The sequence below is a fragment of the Parabacteroides massiliensis genome, assembly GCF_900155425.1.
GTDB lineage: Bacteria > Bacteroidota > Bacteroidia > Bacteroidales > Tannerellaceae > Parabacteroides > Parabacteroides massiliensis.
The window spans coordinates 1223498-1243599 of record NZ_LT700191.1; the positions used below are offsets into that span (position 1 = coordinate 1223498).

13 protein-coding genes and 1 tRNA gene are annotated in these 20102 nt (G+C 44.8%); 12 read left to right on the forward strand and 2 right to left on the reverse strand.

The genetic code is table 11. The features are described 5' to 3' along the window. Positions 1 to 30 precede the first annotated feature (30 nt). Both BQ9893_RS16145 and BQ9893_RS16150 read right to left on the reverse strand, forming a co-directional pair. Positions 31 to 3954, reverse strand: a complete 3924-nt coding sequence (locus BQ9893_RS16145) for a hybrid sensor histidine kinase/response regulator transcription factor (protein ID WP_244155161.1) — start codon at positions 3952 to 3954, stop codon at positions 31 to 33. A 198-nt stretch (positions 3955 to 4152) separates the two neighbouring features. Continuing rightward, positions 4153 to 7098, reverse strand: coding sequence for a DEAD/DEAH box helicase (locus BQ9893_RS16150; RefSeq protein WP_075966889.1), 2946 nt, complete (start codon positions 7096 to 7098; stop codon positions 4153 to 4155). Between the two features lie 355 nt (positions 7099 to 7453). Here BQ9893_RS16150 and BQ9893_RS16155 point away from each other — a divergent pair, with 355 nt between their 5' ends. From BQ9893_RS16155 to BQ9893_RS16210, 12 genes are all read left to right on the forward strand, one after another. After that, complete coding sequence (locus BQ9893_RS16155) at positions 7454 to 9139, forward strand: hypothetical protein (RefSeq protein WP_075967408.1); 1686 nt, start codon at positions 7454 to 7456, stop codon at positions 9137 to 9139. 151 nt (positions 9140 to 9290) lie between these two features. Continuing rightward, the gene (locus BQ9893_RS16160) at positions 9291 to 9644 is read left to right on the forward strand and encodes a DUF3244 domain-containing protein (RefSeq protein ID WP_075967409.1); all 354 of its coding nucleotides are present in this window, start codon (positions 9291 to 9293) and stop codon (positions 9642 to 9644) included. A gap of 18 nt (positions 9645 to 9662) precedes the next feature. After that, on the forward strand, positions 9663 to 10664 hold the full coding sequence (locus BQ9893_RS16165; protein ID WP_075966890.1) for a DUF4848 domain-containing protein: 1002 nt from the start codon (positions 9663 to 9665) through the stop codon (positions 10662 to 10664). 30 nt (positions 10665 to 10694) lie between these two features. Then, a complete protein-coding gene (locus BQ9893_RS16170) occupies positions 10695 to 11324 on the forward strand; it encodes an outer membrane beta-barrel protein (protein ID WP_075966891.1) in 630 nt (209 codons plus the stop codon). A gap of 457 nt (positions 11325 to 11781) precedes the next feature. Then, positions 11782 to 15024 carry a glycosyltransferase family 117 protein gene (locus BQ9893_RS16175; protein ID WP_075966892.1) on the forward strand — a complete coding sequence of 1081 codons (3243 nt, stop codon included), beginning with the start codon at positions 11782 to 11784 and terminating at the stop codon, positions 15022 to 15024. Between the two features lie 2 nt (positions 15025 to 15026). Then, entirely contained in the window at positions 15027 to 15635 is a 609-nt protein-coding gene (locus tag BQ9893_RS16180; RefSeq protein ID WP_075966893.1) for a polysaccharide deacetylase family protein, read from the forward strand. Positions 15636 to 15718: 83 nt separating this feature from the next. Further along, positions 15719 to 16633: a tRNA epoxyqueuosine(34) reductase QueG gene (gene queG / locus BQ9893_RS16185; protein WP_075966894.1), complete on the forward strand. Its 915-nt coding sequence runs from the start codon at positions 15719 to 15721 to the stop codon at positions 16631 to 16633. A 4-nt stretch (positions 16634 to 16637) separates the two neighbouring features. Further along, entirely contained in the window at positions 16638 to 17942 is a 1305-nt protein-coding gene (locus tag BQ9893_RS16190) for a S28 family serine protease (protein ID WP_075966895.1), read from the forward strand. Positions 17943 to 18076: 134 nt separating this feature from the next. After that, positions 18077 to 18158: transfer RNA gene (locus tag BQ9893_RS16195), tRNA-Leu, on the forward strand. 96 nt (positions 18159 to 18254) lie between these two features. After that, entirely contained in the window at positions 18255 to 19154 is a 900-nt protein-coding gene (locus BQ9893_RS16200) for a metal ABC transporter solute-binding protein, Zn/Mn family (protein ID WP_075966896.1), read from the forward strand. Then, a complete protein-coding gene (locus BQ9893_RS16205; RefSeq protein ID WP_075966897.1) occupies positions 19138 to 19899 on the forward strand; it encodes a metal ABC transporter ATP-binding protein in 762 nt (253 codons plus the stop codon). The genes BQ9893_RS16200 and BQ9893_RS16205 overlap by 17 nt, the downstream gene beginning before the upstream one ends. Further along, complete coding sequence (locus tag BQ9893_RS16210) at positions 19892 to 20092, forward strand: PLDc N-terminal domain-containing protein (RefSeq protein ID WP_075966898.1); 201 nt, start codon at positions 19892 to 19894, stop codon at positions 20090 to 20092. Before BQ9893_RS16205 ends, BQ9893_RS16210 begins: the two co-directional genes overlap by 8 nt. Positions 20093 to 20102 lie beyond the last annotated feature (10 nt).

The following is a 20102-nucleotide window of genomic DNA, read 5'->3' on the forward strand; positions in this document are numbered from 1 at the left end:
ATATAACCGACTAATAATTCTATGTAGCTCTTACTGTTCTTTTTTCCTGAATCGGGCAGGCGATACTCCGAATTTCGCTTTAAAGCATCGACTGAAATATACGGTTGAGGCAAATCCTAACCGGTCCGATATTTCATTCACCAGTAGATCCGGCTGTTCCTGCAACAGGGTAGCCGCACGATTGATACGCTGGTTTTGTATAAATTCACTGGGAGTCATTCCGGTCAGGTTCTTGATTTTTGTAAAGAACGAACTACGCCCCATATTCAATTCGCGGGCAAGAGCATTGACATCAAAATCCGGTTCTCCCATCCGCTGATCGACTATTTCTGTAATCCGGTTCAAAAGCTGTTGGTCTAATGAAGTCGTAGCCAGCAACTGCACATCAAAGTCAACTTGTTTTGTCAATCGGGATTTTAACAACAAACGGTTACGAATCAGATTATTACAGCGCATCAACAATACTTTTGCATGAAAAGGCTTGCTGATATAATCATCCGCTCCTTGTTGAAGTCCTTCTATATTATATTCTACAGAATCAAGAGCCGTCAGTAAAACGACCGGAATATGGCATAATTCGATATTATTCTTGATTTTCATACACATCTCCATACCACTCATCAAGGGCATCATGACATCACTGACAACCAGATCGGGATTTTCCTCTTTCGCTTTTTGCAATCCTTCTTCCCCATTCCTGGCTAATATAACCTGATAGAAAGGGGCAAAAAGCGTATTTAATATCTGTAGCAGCTCTTCATTGTCCTCGACAATCAGAACTTTATAGGAACCTGCTTTCAAACCGGGAAAGGCTTTATCCATTTCTTCATATTCTTCGGAGGAAACAGAATTCGGCAAAGATCCTCCTTTGATCATTGGTTCGTCCGGGCTTTCCAGAAGAATAGCATTTTTATCATTTTCAAAATGGCCCTTTCCTTTCAACAACGTGACTGTAAATATCGTTCCATAACCGACCTGGCTTTGTACCACGATATCTCCATGATGAAGAAGAACGATGCTCTTGCTTAAAGCCAGTCCGAGCCCGGTACCCGGGTTGGCTCCCGCGACCTGTTTCCCGTTTTCGGCCTGATAAAAGCGGTCAAAGATATGCGATACGTCATCAGCCGAAAGCCCGATACCCGTATCGATTACTTTTATATGGACCTCATTCTCATCCGAAGATACATGCAATTCTACCGTACCTCCCGGTTTCGTATATTTAAAAGCATTTGACAAAAGATTGTAAAACACTTTCTGCAACTGATTGGAATCAAACCATAACAATAGATTTTCCTCTGCATTTTGAAAATTAAAAGTAATGGATTGCTGAGCCGCCAACTCACAATAGGAAAGATAAATATCTTTCAAAAATGGAATCAGGTTCTGTTCGCAAACATGCAACGAAACATAGTTTTGCTCCAACTTCCTGAATTCCAATAATTCGGAAATCATATTTCGCATTCGGTTTGCATTCTTGCTGATCTTAATAATTCGGTTATAAAGGGTCGGAGGAAGGGAAGAACTCTGAAAAAGCATATCTATCTGACTGATAATAAGCGTCAGAGGTGTCCTAAACTCATGGCTGATATTGGTAAAGAAACGTAGTTTCGCTTGGTTCAACTCTTCGTTGCGCTTTTTCTCTTCCCGCTCCTTTTCAAGGGACAATGCCAATTTGCGCCGTGCTTTCAGAATCCGTACAGTCAGATAAGTGATCGTAAAAATAGTCAGCGCATACAGTGTCCATGCCCAACCCGTTTTATACCAGGGTTGGGTGATCTGGATATCCAAAGATATTTCACGACGGTTCATCAAGTATTGGGACAAATTCTTTTCACGGACCAGTAATGTATATTTACCAGGATCCAGATTGGTATAATAAATAGTGGAAGAAGAGGAGGAAACCCAATCATCGTCAAAACCGACCAATCGATATTGATATTCATTATTCTTTTGAATATCGATATAATTGGTTGTGGCAAAATTTATTATCAGATTGTTTTGCTTGTAGTTCAACCGGATAGACTTGCAAAAAGGAAAAGCTTCTTCTAAGATACCTCCTGAAACGGCTCCCGGATAGATTCTTTTATTATGTATATATAACTCTGAAAAATATAGGGAATAATTTTTTTCTGTTTTATCCAAGTCCTCCCGGTAAAAAGAAGTCAGTCCGTCATTTCCTCCGACAAAAAGTTCATTATTTCGGCACACCAGAATGCCGCAGCCGTCTGCAATGGATGTGATCGGCAGATTCGTACCCAATGTCGCAAATCGGGTACTCCCGTTGGAAGGATTCAGGAAGGTGACTCCTTTATCGCAGGTCACCAATAACTCATCCGAATTGGTCTCCGCGACATTATAACAATAATTACTCAATAGATGCCCACTCTCTTGGGAGTAATGGATAAAAGAATCCGCCTGTTTATCATACCGATACAGTCCGCCTCCCAAAACCACGAAATAGATATCTCCGTTACGGGTAGTCATGATCCGTTTAGGCTCGAACTGGATCCCATAGAAAGGTAAAGCATAATGTTTCTGATTATCCGGATGGGCCAACTCTATTCTGTATAAAGAAGTTCCAATCAAAATCCATATGTTTTCTTCTTTATCGATCGTAAAACTCTGCGCGTTTCTACATAGCCATTGGAATCGGTCCGTATCAAGGTCCATGACAAAGGTTCCGTTCATCGCGCTTACATACAGCTTATCGTTATGAATCATCGTATGGAAAATGATACCATCCGGCTTTATATCTCCTTCTCTGTAATCATTCAGGTAGTTATGAAAAATACCGGTTTTTATATCGTAGCGACTAAGTCCTCCGCGATGCGTGCCGATATACAGGCGATTCCTTTTCTCGTCATATGCGATGCATTTCAAGTTATTCTGCAATACGGAATTGGGATGACCGGCAGTGAAATATTTAAAGGTGCGTGTCTTACGATCCATGAAGTTCAATCCACCCCCTTCGGTACAAATCCAAATGTTCCCATCTCTGTCTTCCGCCAGATTCCCGACGAACGAATAGTTCAGGCATTCCTTTCGTAAAGGGTTATTCGTATAATGGGCGAATATTTCTCTTTCCGCATTAAAATAGTTCACACCTCCATAATAAGTGCCGACCCATATCGTTTCTTGTGCATCTATATAAACAGAAAAAACAGAAGAGTGCGACAAGCTTCCCGGCAAAAGATCTTGTTGATATACCGTAAACCGATCCGTATAGGGGTTATATTTATGTAGTCCCATAAAAGTACCGAACCAGATATTTCCAAACCGGTCTTCAGCAAAACTCCGTATTTGATTGTTTTCTATATGGAAAGGTACTGGATTACTCTCTGAATACCAGATGATCCTCTCGTCTTGTGTGATTCTATACAAGCCACCGGTACGGCAACCTGCCCATATCTCGCCCGTCGAACTTTCAAATAAGCGGTAGAATTCAGGTCCATCGATCAGGCAACGAACTTTTTTATCTTCCTCAATCACATACAGGCCTTCATAAGTCCCGACCCAAATCTTTTTCTTCGAAATCAACAGACTGGATATACCGGGAGTGTTTGTTTTTACATAAAGTTGCAGGCTATCTCCTTTTTCATCATACCGGCAAATCCTATCGTCATACCCTGTCCATATATCACCATTCGCCGAAGTAACAGCTTTCGCCTTACAACCGCCGACGACACAAAATTTCTCCTCCCGTATGTCATACCTAACCAACGAATCGCAAGTCCTAAAGAAAATATCCCCGTGTCTGTTTCCGGCAAGATGATCACATTCATGCCCAAGCAATACATTTATAGAACTTTCCGGATCCAGGTTTTCCCAGCCTTTATACACACGCATCCGTTCTCCGTCATAGACACTGACACCTTCGCGTGTACCGAACCACATACGTCCCAAGCGGTCTTGATAAATCGACATAACAGAAACCTGCGACAAACCGTCACTCATGCCAAGATGTTTAAAATAAACCGGGTAGACCACTTGGTGTATGAATATAAAACACAACAACAGCAGCTGCTTTTTCATATCTTATGCCAACAAACTGATAAAACTGATAAAATAGTATTCTCGTTCCTCAACACAAAGATAACGATATTTACATGATATCATATTCGGGTAAGCAAAATACTCTCTTTGCCGCTCTTCTCAAACAAGCTCCCTCCATTCCTCGTCGGTCAGTTGTTGCAGTGGGTCGTTTTCTGTGATAAAGCGGTCCGATAGGTCGCTTTTCCGTTCTTGTAGGCGGCGGATTTTTTCTTCGATCGTGCCGGAGGTGATGAAACGGAAGACAAATACTTGTTTCTGTTGTCCGATACGATGCGCACGGCTCTCTGCCTGCATTTCGGCTGCCGGATTCCACCACGGGTCCAGGATAAAGACATAGTCGGCGTCAGTCAGGTTAAGCCCGACTCCACCGGCTTTCAGAGAGATGAAAAAGGCGGAGATATCCTTGTTATGGGAAAAACGGGCAATCTCGCCTTCGCGGTCTGCCGTACTTCCGGTCAGCAACGCATATTTCCAACCGCGCGCCTCAAATTCGGCGGCAAAAAGTTTCAGATGGGTGACAAAGGATGAGAATATCAACACCTTATGTCCCTCGCTCAACAGAGTTTCATACGCTTCCAACACTTGGTCCATCTTTCCGGAACTTCCCGTATATTCCGGAAAAATCATACCGGGATGATTGGCAAGTTGCCGAAGACGGGTGATGCCGTTGAGGGCGATAATTTTGTTCCTATGCCATTCTTCAAGCAAAGAGTTACGCAACGTGTTTTTCTCTTTCGTATAAACATCCTGTTGCTCTTCCGACATTCCGCAATAAACCACCTCTTCCATCAACGGTGGCAATTCGGGTGCGACCTGCATTTTGGTACGGCGAAGAAAAAACGGACGGATCATTTGCTGCAACTGCTGCCGGGCGCGGTCGTTGCCTTCTTTTACAATCGGATGAATGAAACGGTTCCTGAAATCCGCCAGCGATCCCAGCAGACCGGGGTTGATGAAGTTAAACTGGGCCCATAAGTCTTTCAACGAGTTTTCAATCGGAGTCCCGGTCAATACCAACCGGTTGTCACTCTTAAGACGCATAACGGCATGATAAGAGACCGAATCGGGATTTTTGATGTTTTGGCTTTCATCCAATATCACATATTTAAAGGCATAGTTTTCCAGCAATTCAATATCCCGGCGCAGCAGTCCGTAGGTCGTCAATACTACCGGATAACGGTCGAATTTCTTCCACGGCTGACGGCTTCGTTGATCTCCTGCATAATCATATACCCGTAAAGAACTGAACCGCTGTATCTCCCTTTTCCAATTAGGAAGCAAGGAAGCCGGAACGACAATAAGAGAGGCTTGTATTTTATCCGGTTGTGCAATGATTCGCATTGGAGAAACAGAATCATCCTCTTCTTCTCCGCCAAAGAGAGAAAACTGCCCGAACCCATCGACCGGACAAGACGCCGGAGACATCGGTTCCTGCGGGCGGGTAGCCTTTGGGGCGGACGGATCATACAGGTATTGCAACAACGTAATGGTCTGCAAAGTCTTTCCCAATCCCATATCGTCCGCCAGACAGCCCCCGAAGCCGTTGGTGGCCAGATGTGCCATCCATGTAAAACCTTCCCGCTGATAGGGACGGAGGGTTACACGTATCCGGGGAGGAACCGGGATCTCTTCTTTTTCCACATACTCTCTTGAAGCGGCCGGAACAGCATCGCCTCTCAATCCGTCGACTAGCCCCAAATGCATCTTGCGCACACGCAACTTCCCCTCCTGTTCACGGCCAAAGCTAAAAAGGGCACTGTATTTTTCAAACCATTCTTCCGGCAGCAAAGCCACCTTCCCGTCAGACAGTTTGAACAATCGGTCTTCTTCCAAAATATGCTTCCGGAAAAGGATAAACGGGAATACATACTCTCCGATCCGGACGGTTATACGAATTTCGAACCAGTCCGGCGTATCCTCTATGTCTTGTTCCAAAAGAATATCGCCCATAAAATAGGTCGTACCGGAGTTGTCACCGGCATTCAACGTAAAATGTTTTTCCAACTCTTCTTTATGATCATGAAGCCATTCAACCAGTTCATATTCCAATACACAACCGGCACGTGAAAACTGCGTGTCTCCCACTTGCACAAAACCATAACCGCCCAATAAATCCATGTACTCCTGCTCCTTCTCCGGATTTCGTTTGAAATAGCGGATCGCCGGTTTTCCTGCCTCACCGTCCTCCAAACGCGGATAGCAACGTTGCATCGCCTGTCCGGGAGAGAAACAGACATCGCCATAATAAAAACGCAACTGCAAAACCGGACAGTCCAATACAGAAGGCGTAACCGACAGTTCCGCCACGCAGGGCCGGGATTCCAAAATCATGTCAAAGCCCGAAGCGCTGACCGGATAGCGAACCATCATCGGCAAAACGATCTTCTCCAAATACCGGCGAGCTTCGGAAGCGGGAACTTCCACAAATGTCTTTTCCAGAAAAGGATTCAGCCTCGGCATTTCGATCCGCTTGAATACGAGCAGATCGTGTCCCAAGACCAATATGGCGGGCCGCACGCATAACACAAACACCGGTTTCTTCTTTTGCAACGAGATCGGATGTCCCTCCGATTCGCAATCCACCGCATAGCGAAAGACTTGTTCCGTCAGTTCGAACCTGAACGAGGCCTCGGCCAAAGAGGTGGAAATAGAAACCCGGTGATGCTCGTATAGGAGTTTAGTGGCAGTTTCCCGAATATACAAAGGAATGGATGAAACCTGGAGCAGCTCGACAATCTCCCGTTGCTTCCGGTCGATGTAGTTCCGTACCGGTTCTCTCCGGGCAGGATCGGAAAGCTTCGACAGAAACGCATTTACGGTCCGCTCCTTCGAATAGACTTTCATCAGATTCTTTTCGGTACAACACTGGGACAAGGCAATGATTTTTTCCCCGACAGCAGACAACCGGCTTTCTTCTATAAAGGCAGCTTTCTCCTCCGCCTCAAGCACACCGGGCGAAACTTCTTTTGCCAGGTACGGGATCAGTAGCGAACCGAGAACGGGATGATTATTAATCGTAACTATTAGTTGGCGGGCTTCAGACATATCTTTTCTTTCAATCTTACAAAGATAGTGGGCTTTTGTCGATCCGCCAAGACCATTCGGGATTTTCTGCCATACTCATTTCCCCCTTATTGTCATATTCTCCAAAAAGCCATTGGTTCAAATCGAAACTACTACCGCATCTAATTCGATTTTCTACCCCATATAATCCAAATTTCCCTATAGGGTAATATTTTTTAAGAAACAGACAATTTAGGTAAATACCTATTAATGAACAGATTTATCCAATATTGCCATTCCGGGTGTGTTATTGTCATTTTACTTTAATAATCAATAGATATTTCATTTATTTGCATATCTTTATAGCGTAGAATAATATTACTACAGTTTTATGCTTATGAAAAATACACTCTTGTTCACCTTCTTATTCTTTTCCTTTCTCTCTTGCAAAGAAAATCAAGCAGTTTCGGGACAAATGAACCGGGCGGAAACGTTGTTGGCTTCAAATCCGGACAGCGCATACGCCATATTGGAGAATATCGAACTGCCGGACAAGCTGAGCGAACGGCTGTTCGCCCGTTGGTGCATGCTGTATTGCCAGGTGGCGGATAAACTGTATAAGGATATGCTTTACACCGAACAGCTCAACCGTGCTTTAGACTGGTACAAAAGCCACGGGACGGCAGAGCAACGGGCTTGGATCGGCCTCTACTTAGGACGTTCGTATGTGGAAGACAAACTTTTCATCCCGGCAACAAAGGCATATTCGGAAGCGTTGGATTTGGCAAAGGAAAAACATTCATATAATGTGGCAGGATATATTTGCAGTTATATGGCAGACTTGTACACTTACACCGGGCAACACTCCGAAGAACGGCGAAAGTATGAAGAGGCAGCCGATTTTTTCACAAAAGCAAATAATATGAGGAGTTATGCGTTCGCTCTGCGCGATATCGGCATAACGTGGGTATTCGACGATTCTTTGTCTCTTGCACTTGACCTGATGCTGCAAGCGGATTCGATCGTTACAGGGATGAATGATTCCATAGGAATAGCATCAATTGCAAACGGATTAGGAAATATTTATGACCACTTGGATCAAATAGACAAGGCAAAGTCCTGTTTTTTCAGAAGTCTGGCTTATGACACGATAGATAACGCTCCTACTTATCTGTCTTTAAGTACACTGTTTTATAATTACGGTCAGTTAGATTCCGCTCGTTATTATGCAAAAATGGCGAATCGTCCGACCTACAATCCATACACACCATCCGACCATTTATACCTAAGTTACCTGATCGAAAAAGAAGTTGACAATATCTCAGAAGCATTCCAGTATCTTGAACAATGTTACGAAGCAAAAGATAGTTTATACAACCAACAGAAACAAGTCGATATCATCGATGCTGAAAAACGGCATAATTCACTGACTGTCATTCGACAAAATCAAAAATTATACTCCATCATTCGCTCATTAATCGGATTTATCTTTATAGCCGGCTTAATCGGTGTTTCGTTTTATCTGTATAAAGACCGGAAAAGATTAGACAAAATCAACAAGCAACAGTTACTGCTGGACGAAAAAGAGCTATTGTTATCTAAGCTGGAAAATGAAATCAAGCAGAAAGAGATATCTAAAATCAGAACAGATAGAGAAGAATACATACAAATCCGCAAAAAGTTGTTCCAAACCAAAAAAGAAGTTTTTCTACTGAAATATGAGAAATTACAACATTCAACCCATTTTTTGAAACTGAAAGAGCACTTGAACAGCAAAGAAAAATATAGACAAATGCTTTCCGAACAAGACTGGGAGAACTTAAAAGAACAAATTGACTCTATATGTCCGAACTGGCAGGCTGCCGTACAAGAGTGTGCACTCCTAAAAAAAACCGAAATAGAAACCTGCTATCTTAGTTTCCTGAATATCAGTATAAAATCAGAAGCCATACTTTTAGGGATCAATCCCGATTCAGCCAATAAGCGCAGGCTCAGAACTCGCCAAGCATTAAAACTGACCAATTCAAAAACGGGTATTTGTGAATTTATTATGCAAAAAATATCGGAGAATACAGCGATTTAGCCTTCATGTTCTAATCCTATATCTTACTGATAAATAACACTTTACAAACAATGTCCATATAAATCAGTCCTTATCCATATCTCTTCTGACCCTTTTTTGCCTTTTCCAAAACAAACCTGCACCTTTGTCGAAAATTCAAAAACAAAAAGAGATGGATACAATTAAGAAATTAGGAAGTCTGATGTTGATTCTGACAATTTCACTTCCTTGCTTTGCAAAAAAGAAAGTTGAATTCAAAGGGAATTTTAACAAACGGGTTAAAACATCCACTTCCGAACTCCCCATCCGCGGATGGCTTGAAGACAACAACAAAGACTTGTTGTTGGAATTCTCCACTAATTTAGGTACAGTTCAAGTGACCGTGACAAATTCAATGGGAGAAGTAGTGTATAACCAATCTGTAGTGACGAAACCTTCGGTTGGCATTTCTTTGGATGAGGAAATAAAAGAAGGTTCTACAGTCTCCATTACAGATGGGAAAAATTTAGTTTATGGTGAAATCTAATTTAAAAACAATATTGCAATGAAAAAAATTTTATTTAGTGCAGCAGTATGTTCGTTATTTATGATCTCGTGTAACAATGAGATGGAAAGTGATCTTTCTAATGTAGAAGGTAAGATAACAACAAAAGCATTTGTAGATGATGCGGACTTTCAAATCGTGAATTATAATGGAGAAGATTGTCTAAAGTTTAAGAATGATTCCGTTTATAAAGAAACAGTTGCCAAATTGACCGAAATGTCAAATGAAGAAATAAACGCTTTTTTTTCCGGATTCAATTTTATCAGTCAACAAAAACTAATGGAAGATGCTGATAAAGAACAAGAAGCAATTGTTGATGCATACGAAAAAGATCCGAGTCAACCTTGGCCTTATCAGCAAATAACAGAATTCAAACATAAATATGAAGATGTATTTATGTTCAATCCTTATGATTCAACAGATTTCATACCTAATTATAGAGCATCTATGTATAGATATCTTATCAATAGACAAGGACTATTTTTTATAGGTGATAGTGTTGTAAACGTTCCACAATATACATCTGAATATATTTTTGGATCACCAATAATGGCTTTAGGTTCCAATAAAAGTACAGACTATAATAGTATAAATAAAGCCGAAATAAAATATCAAATCCCGAATGGAGATTATGTAAAGGCTCGAGTTTTAATCGAATTCGTAGGGGTAAACTATGATAATCTTCATCGAGAATCCAAAGTTTTTGGTTTTGAACTTCTTAGCCAAAAAAGGAAAGTTTTATGGAAAAAGCATCATGCAGACCTTTATTTAACCTATCGTTTAGAAGGCCGGCGATATATTGCACCAACTCCCGTTACTTTTTCTGCAAACAATGTAAAATTTGCTGTATATGGAAAAATTGATGCGAAAAATCATCCTGTTGGTGATGTATCTCAAAATAGTAATGGTAGTCCTCGTTATGGATTGGAAGGTACTCTTGAAGTCGGAACAAATGAGATTCCTTTTAAAGGGTATACAACAGTTTCTCTTCGAGAAGGGTAACTCAAATTTTATTACCAAATGGAATTTATAATGAGAAATATCCTTTATATCTTATTATTCCTTTCAACCACCGTGTTCGCTCAAACCGAGCACGGTCTGTTGATCGGTGGCGGTGTCGGATTTCCGATGCACGATGGCGCAGTGTATATGACAACTCCTCATTATGGATATAATAATGATGTGAAAGCGAATGGAATGCTTGGCTATCGATTCCGTTTCTTAGCAAATCAAATGTATTTTCTCGACTTGGATGCAACAGTCGGTTTTCAATGGATGCAAGTTTACAAATACAAAGCACTTCTTCTTGGGGATATTGATAAAATACCGGAAGGAGACTATGTCATCCCACCCGGAGAAAGTTTTACTGATTTCATCATGCCGATCTCCGTTGCCGCCAGTTGGAACTATCGCCTCACCGATAAATTCCATTTCGGATTAGGCGTAACTCCGACATTATATGTACAACCACAAGTCGTATTCGACCTTTCCGTAATGGCTAAAGTCGGCTACCGGTTGAGTAAACATTGCGAATTAGGACTGTCCTATCAATATGGTTGCCTAAACACGCTGAAGCACTTCAACGATGGTCCGGCACTCGGACGCCGGGGGCATTTGTCCGATTTGATGTTATCGGTGTACATTCCGTTTGTTACCAAATAAAAGACAACAATAATCCACCCTTTTTCCCATGTCAGCAGAAAAAGCCTTCCTTTCCGTTTCGTCTTTTTGAAACGGGAAAGGGCTTTTTCTCCGACACTCACCTATTCCATGAAGGAAAAATTTAAACCAAGATATCGATTACAATATTAAAATTAGGACTCTTATCACTGAGTTATACCATTCCCTTATTTCATTTTTAGCTTAAAAAGTGAAATAAGACTATCAACAAGATACGAATCCGATCCGCAGATGTCGGTTTGTCGTCATCCGAATGTCGGCAATTTATCAGATTTCAGACTGTCATTCAACGGATTCTTTTAATATATTTCTAATCTCTTCCACACAATTTATGGCGTATCAAGGCGTTGGTATTAAACGTAAATGCTTACCTTTGCGGCCAACTGTCCGTCTGAGGATACAAATTCGAGATAATTAATTATTACACTTTATACAAAGTATGGGAAAGTATAAATTGATCAACAACGTGTTGGGCTGGATCGTTTTTGCGATCGCTTCGACCGTCTATTTGATGACTATCGAACCCACTGCCAGTTTCTGGGATTGCGGTGAGTTCATTTCTTCGGCTTACAAGCTGGAAGTAGGGCATCCGCCCGGAGCACCGTTCTTTATGTTGACGGCCAACTTGTTCACGCAACTTGCATCCGATCCGTCCACTGTGGCAAAAATGGTGAATACGATGTCTGCCTTGTTTAGCGGACTGACAATCCTGTTCCTTTTTTGGAGTATCACGCATCTTGCACGCAAGATTATAGTGAAAGACGGAGAAGAAGCTTCTTTAGGACAGATGATCACCATCATGGGGAGCGGCCTGGTCGGAGCATTGGCTTATACATTCAGCGATACGTTCTGGTTCAGTGCCGTGGAAGGAGAAGTGTATGCCTATTCGTCACTCTTTACAGCCGTTGTTTTCTGGCTGATCCTGAAGTGGGAAGCTGTTGCCGACAAACCGCATGCAGATCGCTGGATCGTACTGATCGCCTACCTGATGGGGTTGAGTATCGGCGTCCATTTGCTGAACTTGTTGTGTATTCCGGCTATCGTGCTGGTATATTACTATAAGAAATTCCCGGACCCCACGATGAAGGGTACGTTGGTTGCCCTGCTTGTTTCTTTCGCCATCGTCGCTTTGATGATGTATGGCGTCGTACAGGGGTTGGTCGAGGTTTGCGGCTATTTCGAACTGTTGTTTGTCAATGTCTTAGGCATGCCTTACAATTCCGGAGTATTTGCTTATGTGATCATTGTGGCAGGCGTATTGATCTGGTCTATCTGGGAAACCATGCGCGACGAGATCCATCCGACACGCATGAAAATTGCTTTCATCCTGTCGATCGTTTTGATCGGTATTCCGTTTATCGGAAGCGGCTACGTTTTGGCGGTCATCCTGACGGCAGCGTTGAGCTTGTACCTGTTCAAAAGCAAGAAGGTGGATATCAAGACGCTGAACACGATCCTGGTCTGCCTGATGGTAGTCGTCGTGGGCTATTCTTCGTATGCACTGACACTGATCCGTGCAACGGCCGACACGCCAATGAACCAGAACGCGCCGAGCGATATCTTTACGTTGCGTACGTATCTGGCACGTGAACAGTATGGTAAAACCCCGCTCCTCTACGGACAGACCTACGTTTCGGAAGTGCAGCGCGAGAATCAGGGAGGAAGCTGCGTGCCTGTCACGACAGAGGGCGAACCGACCTGGAGCCGTGTGATCAAGAAGGATAAAAACGAGAAAGACCGCTATTTCGTGTCCCGCACCGATCAGGAATACAAATATGTCGACGAACTGAACATGCTGTTCCCACGTATGTACAGTTCCGACCCGCGCCATGTACAGGCCTACAAGGACTGGGCGCAGGTAAAAGGCCAACCGGTGAAATATAACTATTGCGGAGAGATGAAGAGCGTAATGAAACCGACATTCGCGGAAAACCTGAAGTTCTTCTTCTCTTATCAGCTGAATTTCATGTATTGGCGCTACTTCATGTGGAACTTCTCCGGCCGTCAGAACGACATTCAGGGTAATGGCGAGGTGCTGAATGGGAACTGGATTACCGGTATTCCGTTTATCGACGAAGTTCTGGTGGGTCCGCAAGAGGATATGCCATTCGACATCATCAATAATAAAGGGCACAATGTCTACTATATGTTGCCGTTGCTGTTAGGTATTTTAGGTTTGCTCTTCCAGGCTTATTCGGGACAGAAAGGAATTCAGAGTTTCTGGGTGACCTTCTTCCTGTTCTTCATGACCGGCCTGGCTATCGTGCTATATCTGAATCAGACGCCTTACCAGCCACGTGAACGAGACTATGCATATGCCGGATCGTTCTATGCGTTCTGTATCTGGATCGGATTCGGTGTCGCGGCACTGGCAAAGGGACTGGAGCGATATGCCAAGCTGAATCCTGTCATTGCCGGATCGGTGGCAACCGTATTGTGTCTGTTCGTACCTATCCAGATGGCCGGACAAAACTGGGACGACCACGACCGTTCAGGCCGTTATGTCTGCCGCGATTTCGGTTCCAACTATCTGGAATCCTGCGAACCGAACGCGATCATCTTCACCAACGGCGATAACGACACATTCCCCTTGTGGTATGCACAGGAGGTAGAAGGTGTCCGTACCGATGTCCGCGTATGTAACACCAGCTACCTGCAAACAGACTGGTATATCGACCAGATGAAGAAGCAGGCTTACGAGTCCGCTCCGCTACCGATCACTTGGACACGCGACCAATATATACAAGGTACTCGCGATGCAGCCTATGTATTCCCGTTGACAAAAGATTCGATCGACCTGAACACCGCCTTGAACTTTGTCCGCAGCGACGACCCGAAATTCAAGAAGATTCCGGGTATCAACCAGGAACTGGACTATATCCCGGCCGACAAGCTGTACTACAAAGTCGATTCGGTCGCCGGAGCCAAAATCTTAGGCGGCAAGACAGACGGTATGGTAGACCGGATGATGATCAACCTTGCCGGAAAGAATGCGCTGGGCAAACAGGAACTGACGATCCTCGACATGTTGCAGACCAACAACTTCGAACGTCCGATGTACTACGCGATCACGGTCAGCCCGGATCAGTTCGTCAACCTGGACGGCTACTTCGAACAGACAGGTCTCGCTTATCAGGTCGTCCCGAAAAATGCCAACAAGGCTGTCAATACCGACAAGATGTATGACAACGTGATGAACAAATTCAAATGGGGAGGCGTGGACAAACCAGGCGTCTACATCGACGAAAATGTGATGCGCATGTGCAAGAGCTACCGTATGATGCTGTTCAACAAGCTGGCAGAAGCATTGGTAAAAGAAGGAAAGAACGACAAGGCATTGAATGTATTGGACAAATGCATGCAGGTGCTTCCGCCGGAAAATGTTCCGCTCGACTATACTGCTCTTTCGACTGGCGAGCTATATTACGTGCTGGGCCAGAAAGAGAAAGCAGAGGAAATATTTACAGGTATTGCCGATAACATGATGCGTAACATAAACTGGTATTTCCGCTTGAACCCGATGCAGTTGTCATCCGTAGAAACTGAATTGCTGCAGGATATGCAGATTCTGAATCAAGTATTGTTAATCAACAAACATTACAACCCCGAATTCAATAAGAAATACCAAGAAGAGTTTGACAACTACCGTATGGCTTACGAATCGGTGGGGCGTAGAGAATAAATATGTTTATAGAACAACCGCCCTGGTTTTACAGGGCTCTGTTTCCGGGGGTAACCTGGCGGATTCCGGCCAAGAAGAAGTGTGTATATCTCACCTTCGACGATGGCCCGATCCCTGAGGTTACCCCTTGGGTATTGGATGTATTAGATAAATATGGTGTGAAGGCGACCTTCTTCTGTGTCGGGGACAACGTCCGCAAGCATCCGGATATCTACCGGATGGTACTGGAGCGGGGACATCGTGTGGGCAACCATACTTTCAACCATATCCAAGGTATCCGCTTCTGGACCAAGAACTATCTGGCGAATGTGGAAAAGGCTGCCGAATATATCAAAAGCAACCTGTTCCGTCCGCCTCACGGACACATGCGTTTCCCGCAGGTTGTATGGCTCAGGAGACGTTACCGGATCATCATGTGGGACGTAGTAACGCGCGATTATAGTCCGCACATGACGCCGAACGGTGTCTTCAACGTAGTAAAGAACTATACCCGCAACGGTTCCGTGATCGTCTTCCATGACTCGCTGAAAGCCGAACGCAACATGCGTGAAGCGATGCCCCGGGCCATCGAATGGCTGCAGGAACAAGGATATGAGTTCAAAGTGTTTTAAATAGTATAAAAAAACAGATATGAATAAGAGCCAGGTACGCGGATGACGCGAATGACGCGTACCTGGCTCTTCCTTATATAATAATGTTTTCTGCTGCCGAAATAAAAGAGAAAGCAAAAAAGACCGGCTTCGATGCCTGCGGAATCGCACAAGTGGCGACCGCAGACAGCGAAGCCTTGTTTTTTGACAGATGGCTGAAGGAGGGCAACCATGCAGGGATGGCATACATGGAGAACCACCGAGAAATACGGCTTAATCCTGCCGGGTTGGTGGAAGGGGCCAAGACAGTCATATCCGTGGCATTGAACTATTATCCGGAACAGAAACTTCCACCCGAAGCGCCTCACATCGCTTATTATGCGTACGGAAAAGACTACCATTTCGTCATCAAGGAGATGTTGAACGAACTATGGAGTGCAGTAACGGGACAGACAGACACCGGAACCGCCCGCTTTTTCACCGACTCCGCTCCCATCCTCGAACGCTATTGGGCCTGGAAAGCCGGACTGGGCTGGATCGGGAAGAACACGAACCTGATTATTCCCGGAAAAGGCTCTTTTTTCTTTTTAGGAGAAATCGTCACCTCCCTCGAAGCAGACCATTATGACATGCCGCAGAAGGATCGTTGCGGCAGTTGCAGCCGTTGCCTGGAGGCCTGCCCGACAGAGGCGCTGGAAGGTCCCCGCCATCTGAACGCCCGCAAATGCCTTTCCTATCTCACCATCGAGAACCGCGGAGAAATTCCAGCCGAACAAGCAGCCTGCCTCGGCAACCGCCTTTACGGTTGCGACACCTGCCAGGAAGTCTGCCCGTGGAACCGTTTCGCCCGCCCGACCCGGATAGAGGCATTTCGTCCCGCACCGGCTTTGTTTTCTCTTCGAAAAGAGGATCTAAAGGGCTTTTCACGTGAAGAATATAATCGTATATTTGCCAAATCGGCGGTTAAAAGAGCCAAATACGAAGGATTGATACGGAATATACATAACTTAAAAGATTAGTACCATGAGAAGGACATTGAAAACCTTATCCCCATGCCTCGTCGCATTCCTGTTGATGCTAACAGTCGCATTTACTGGTAACGCGCAGGATTTACAAAAGAAATTAGAAGGACTGAAAGGAGTCGGTGGTATCGAGAAGTTGGAATCGGACCATTATGCCGAAAAATATCTGGTGCGCATCACCCAGCCTGTCGACCATAAGAATCCGGCAGCCGGAACATTTACACAGCGTGTGATCGTCGCCCACGTCGGTTTCGACCGCCCGACCATATTGGTCACAGAAGGATATGGCGCGGCGTATGCCCTGAGCCCACGTTATCAGGAAGAGCTGTCAAAGTTGCTCGATGCCAATATGGTATTCGTGGAATACCGTTATTTTCTCGAATCAACCCCGAACCCCTGCAATTGGGAATACCTGACGGCAGAGAATTCGGCCTACGACCTGCACAACGTCAACCGTACATTCAAGCAATTGTATGCCAGCAAATGGGTCAGCACCGGCATCAGCAAAGGCGGACAGACCACCTGCCTGTACCGTGCCTGGTTCCCGGACGACGTGGATTTTTCCGTTCCTTACGTAGCCCCCTTGAACAGAGGCGTGGAGGACGGACGCCACGAACCGTTCCTTCGTAAAGTAGGCACGAAGAAAGATCGCCAAAAGATCGAAGCTTTCCAGACTGAAATATTGAAACGCAAGGATGAAATCATCCCGATGTTGGAAAAGTTCTGCAAAGACAAAAAGCTGGAATTCCGTATTCCGATGGCCGAAGTATTGGATTATTGCGTTTTGGAATACCCGTTTGCTCTCTGGCAATGGGGTACGCCGACCAGCGTGATCCCGCCGCTTACATCCGATGCAAAGACTCTGTTTTACCATTTGGCCGACATCAGCGGCCCCGACTATTTTGCCGAAGACCAACCGAACATATCTTTCTTCGTACAGGCTGCCCGCGAACTGGGCTACTACGGTTATGACACGAAACCGTTCAGGAAATACCTGACAATCGACAGCAGCAAAGGATACCTGAACCGCATCATGTTGCCGAAAGAACTGGTCGACAAAGTAGAATACCGCCCCGAACTCTACCACAAAGTCTATGATTTCCTTCGTGACAACGACCCGAAGATGATTTTTATCTATGGCGAAGTGGACCCGTGGAGCGCCACCCGCGTCCCGACTTTCAAAGGCAAGGTAAACGAACAAGTCTACATCCAGCCCGGAGGTAGCCACCGCGCCCGTATCGGCAACATGCCGGAAGACATGAAAGAAAAGATACTGACGCAAATCAACAAATGGCTGGCGGAATAGGAATATTCCCATACTCATACAATTTAGCTCCATGTGTGGGCATGGAGCTAAACTATGCGTGAGACACAAAAACTAAAATCTCTCCGGCAACATTTGCACATTAACGGATTTTGTTTACCTTTGCATCACGCAATGCGCCTGTGGTGTAATTGGTAGCCACGCCAGACTTAGGATCTGGTGTCGTGAGACGTGTAGGTTCGAGTCCTATCAGGCGCACATAAAGAGGAAAGAGCTTGTTCATAATGGACCGGCTCTTTTTTTATTTGCGGGATGTTTCTATCTTTGTATCCTTGTCACAATTAAAGTAATAAAATGAAATATACCGGAATATATATCCTGTTGACAGCCCTGTTACTGCTCACCGCATGCGGCGGAAAGCTGGCGGATGGAAAGGTGGTGACGGTGACGATAGAGCCGCAACGTTTCTTTGCCGAAAAAATCGCAGGAGATAAGTTTGCCATCCATTGTGTAGTTCCTTCCGGACAGAGCCCGGAAACGTATGATCCGACTCCTAAACAAATGGTGCAGATCGGACAGAGCGAAGCGTATTTGCAAATCGGTTATATCGGCTTCGAGCTGGTATGGATGCAGAAGATCCGCGAAAACAATCCCGATTTGAAGATATTCGATGTCTCGGAGGGCATGAAGTTTGTAAAAGAAACGGAAGAAGAAGAACATGAGCATGAAACGGATGACGGACATCATCACCATCATCATGCTGGCGGTATCGACCCGCATATCTGGAGTTCCATCGAAGGGGCAAAGGTCATTGCATGGAATACGCTAAACGCTTTTATCGAGCTGGATAAGGAGAATACGGAGTATTACTGGAAAAATTACAACGATTTGTTGGCGGAGATCGATAAGACGGAAACCGTGATCAAGAGGTTGCTCGATCCGCTGACCGACCGTACTTTTATCATCTATCATCCAGCTTTGACTTATTTTGCCGATGAATTCGACCTCGTCCAACTCTGTATCGAGATGGATGGGAAAGAGCCTTCGCCTGCCCAATTGAAACAATTGGTGACGACGGCAAAGGAGCACCATGCGGCAGTCGTTTTTATCCAACAAGAGTTCGATCAGAAAAATGCCGAACTGATTGCGAAGGAAACTGGCTGCCGGCTCGTGAAAATCAACCCGCTGGATTATCATTGGAACACAGAACTGATTCAGATTGCAAAGGCATTGGCAGATGGAGAAACTTATTGACATAGAACATGTGACGGCTGCCTACGGAAATAAAACCGTATTGCGCGATATCTCTCTGACCGTCTGGAAAGATGATTTCCTGGGGATTATCGGACCGAACGGAGGAGGAAAGACGACTTTGTTGAAAGTTATACTCGGTTTGTTGCCGCCCGTTGCCGGTACGATCCGCTTTTATGAGGCCGAACGGCCTGTTCCTTCTCTCCGGATCGGCTATCTTCCTCAGTTGAACAATATAGATAAGAAATTCCCGATCTCCGTGCGTGAAGTGGTGGCCTCGGGGCTGGCTTCGGAAAAGCGGCTTTTCCGTTCTTACAGTGCGAGCCAGAAGCAGCGCGTGGAGGAAGTGCTGGAAAAAATGGGGCTGGAAGATTTGGCGAGCCGGGCGATCGGCGAACTGTCCGGCGGACAATTGCAGCGCGTGTTGTTGGGACGTTCCATCGTTTCCCGTCCGCAAGTGCTGATCCTGGACGAACCGAACTCGTATGTGGACAAGCGTTTCGAATCTCATTTCTATAAACTCTTGGATGAGATTAATAAGGAGAGCGCGATCATTCTGGTTTCGCACGATATCGGAACTGTATTGGCGATGGTGAAAAACATCGCTTGTGTAAACGAAACATTACATTACCATCCCGGGGCGGATGTGTCCGAAGAATGGCTGGGTGAGAAATATGCCTGCCCGATAGAACTGATCGGACATGGTGATTTGCCACATCGGGTTTTGAAAAAACACGAACATGAGTAACCTTTGTTTGATAGGCTTGCCGGAGGTCGGATATATCGTCGGTATCGCTGTTCTTCTTTTCGGCATTACCGCAGTGAGGCAGAATCCTTTCATCAGTCGCGGACAAAAGATTCTTTGGATACTGACTATCATCGTATTGAATTGGATCGGCCTGTTGTTGTATTACTATACCTATTACATTAAGAGGAATTGATAATTGACAA

Excerpts from the sequence above, each read along its gene's own strand:
- BQ9893_RS16160 (WP_075967409.1), top strand. The coding sequence starts at position 9,291 with ATGGATACAATTAAGAAATTAGGAAGTCTGATGTTGATTCTGACAATT.
- queG (WP_075966894.1), top strand. The coding sequence starts at position 15,719 with ATGTTTTCTGCTGCCGAAATAAAAGAGAAAGCAAAAAAGACCGGCTTC.
- BQ9893_RS16190 (WP_075966895.1), top strand. The coding sequence starts at position 16,638 with ATGAGAAGGACATTGAAAACCTTATCCCCATGCCTCGTCGCATTCCTG.
- BQ9893_RS16170 (WP_075966891.1), top strand. The coding sequence starts at position 10,695 with ATGAGAAATATCCTTTATATCTTATTATTCCTTTCAACCACCGTGTTC.
- BQ9893_RS16175 (WP_075966892.1), top strand. The coding sequence starts at position 11,782 with ATGGGAAAGTATAAATTGATCAACAACGTGTTGGGCTGGATCGTTTTT.
- BQ9893_RS16200 (WP_075966896.1), top strand. The coding sequence starts at position 18,255 with ATGAAATATACCGGAATATATATCCTGTTGACAGCCCTGTTACTGCTC.
- BQ9893_RS16165 (WP_075966890.1), top strand. The coding sequence starts at position 9,663 with ATGAAAAAAATTTTATTTAGTGCAGCAGTATGTTCGTTATTTATGATC.
- BQ9893_RS16210 (WP_075966898.1), top strand. The coding sequence starts at position 19,892 with ATGAGTAACCTTTGTTTGATAGGCTTGCCGGAGGTCGGATATATCGTC.
- BQ9893_RS16205 (WP_075966897.1), top strand. The coding sequence starts at position 19,138 with ATGGAGAAACTTATTGACATAGAACATGTGACGGCTGCCTACGGAAAT.
- BQ9893_RS16145 (WP_244155161.1), bottom strand. The coding sequence starts at position 3,954 with ATGAGTGACGGTTTGTCGCAGGTTTCTGTTATGTCGATTTATCAAGAC.
- BQ9893_RS16150 (WP_075966889.1), bottom strand. The coding sequence starts at position 7,098 with ATGTCTGAAGCCCGCCAACTAATAGTTACGATTAATAATCATCCCGTT.
- BQ9893_RS16180 (WP_075966893.1), top strand. The coding sequence starts at position 15,027 with ATGTTTATAGAACAACCGCCCTGGTTTTACAGGGCTCTGTTTCCGGGG.
- BQ9893_RS16155 (WP_075967408.1), top strand. The coding sequence starts at position 7,454 with ATGAAAAATACACTCTTGTTCACCTTCTTATTCTTTTCCTTTCTCTCT.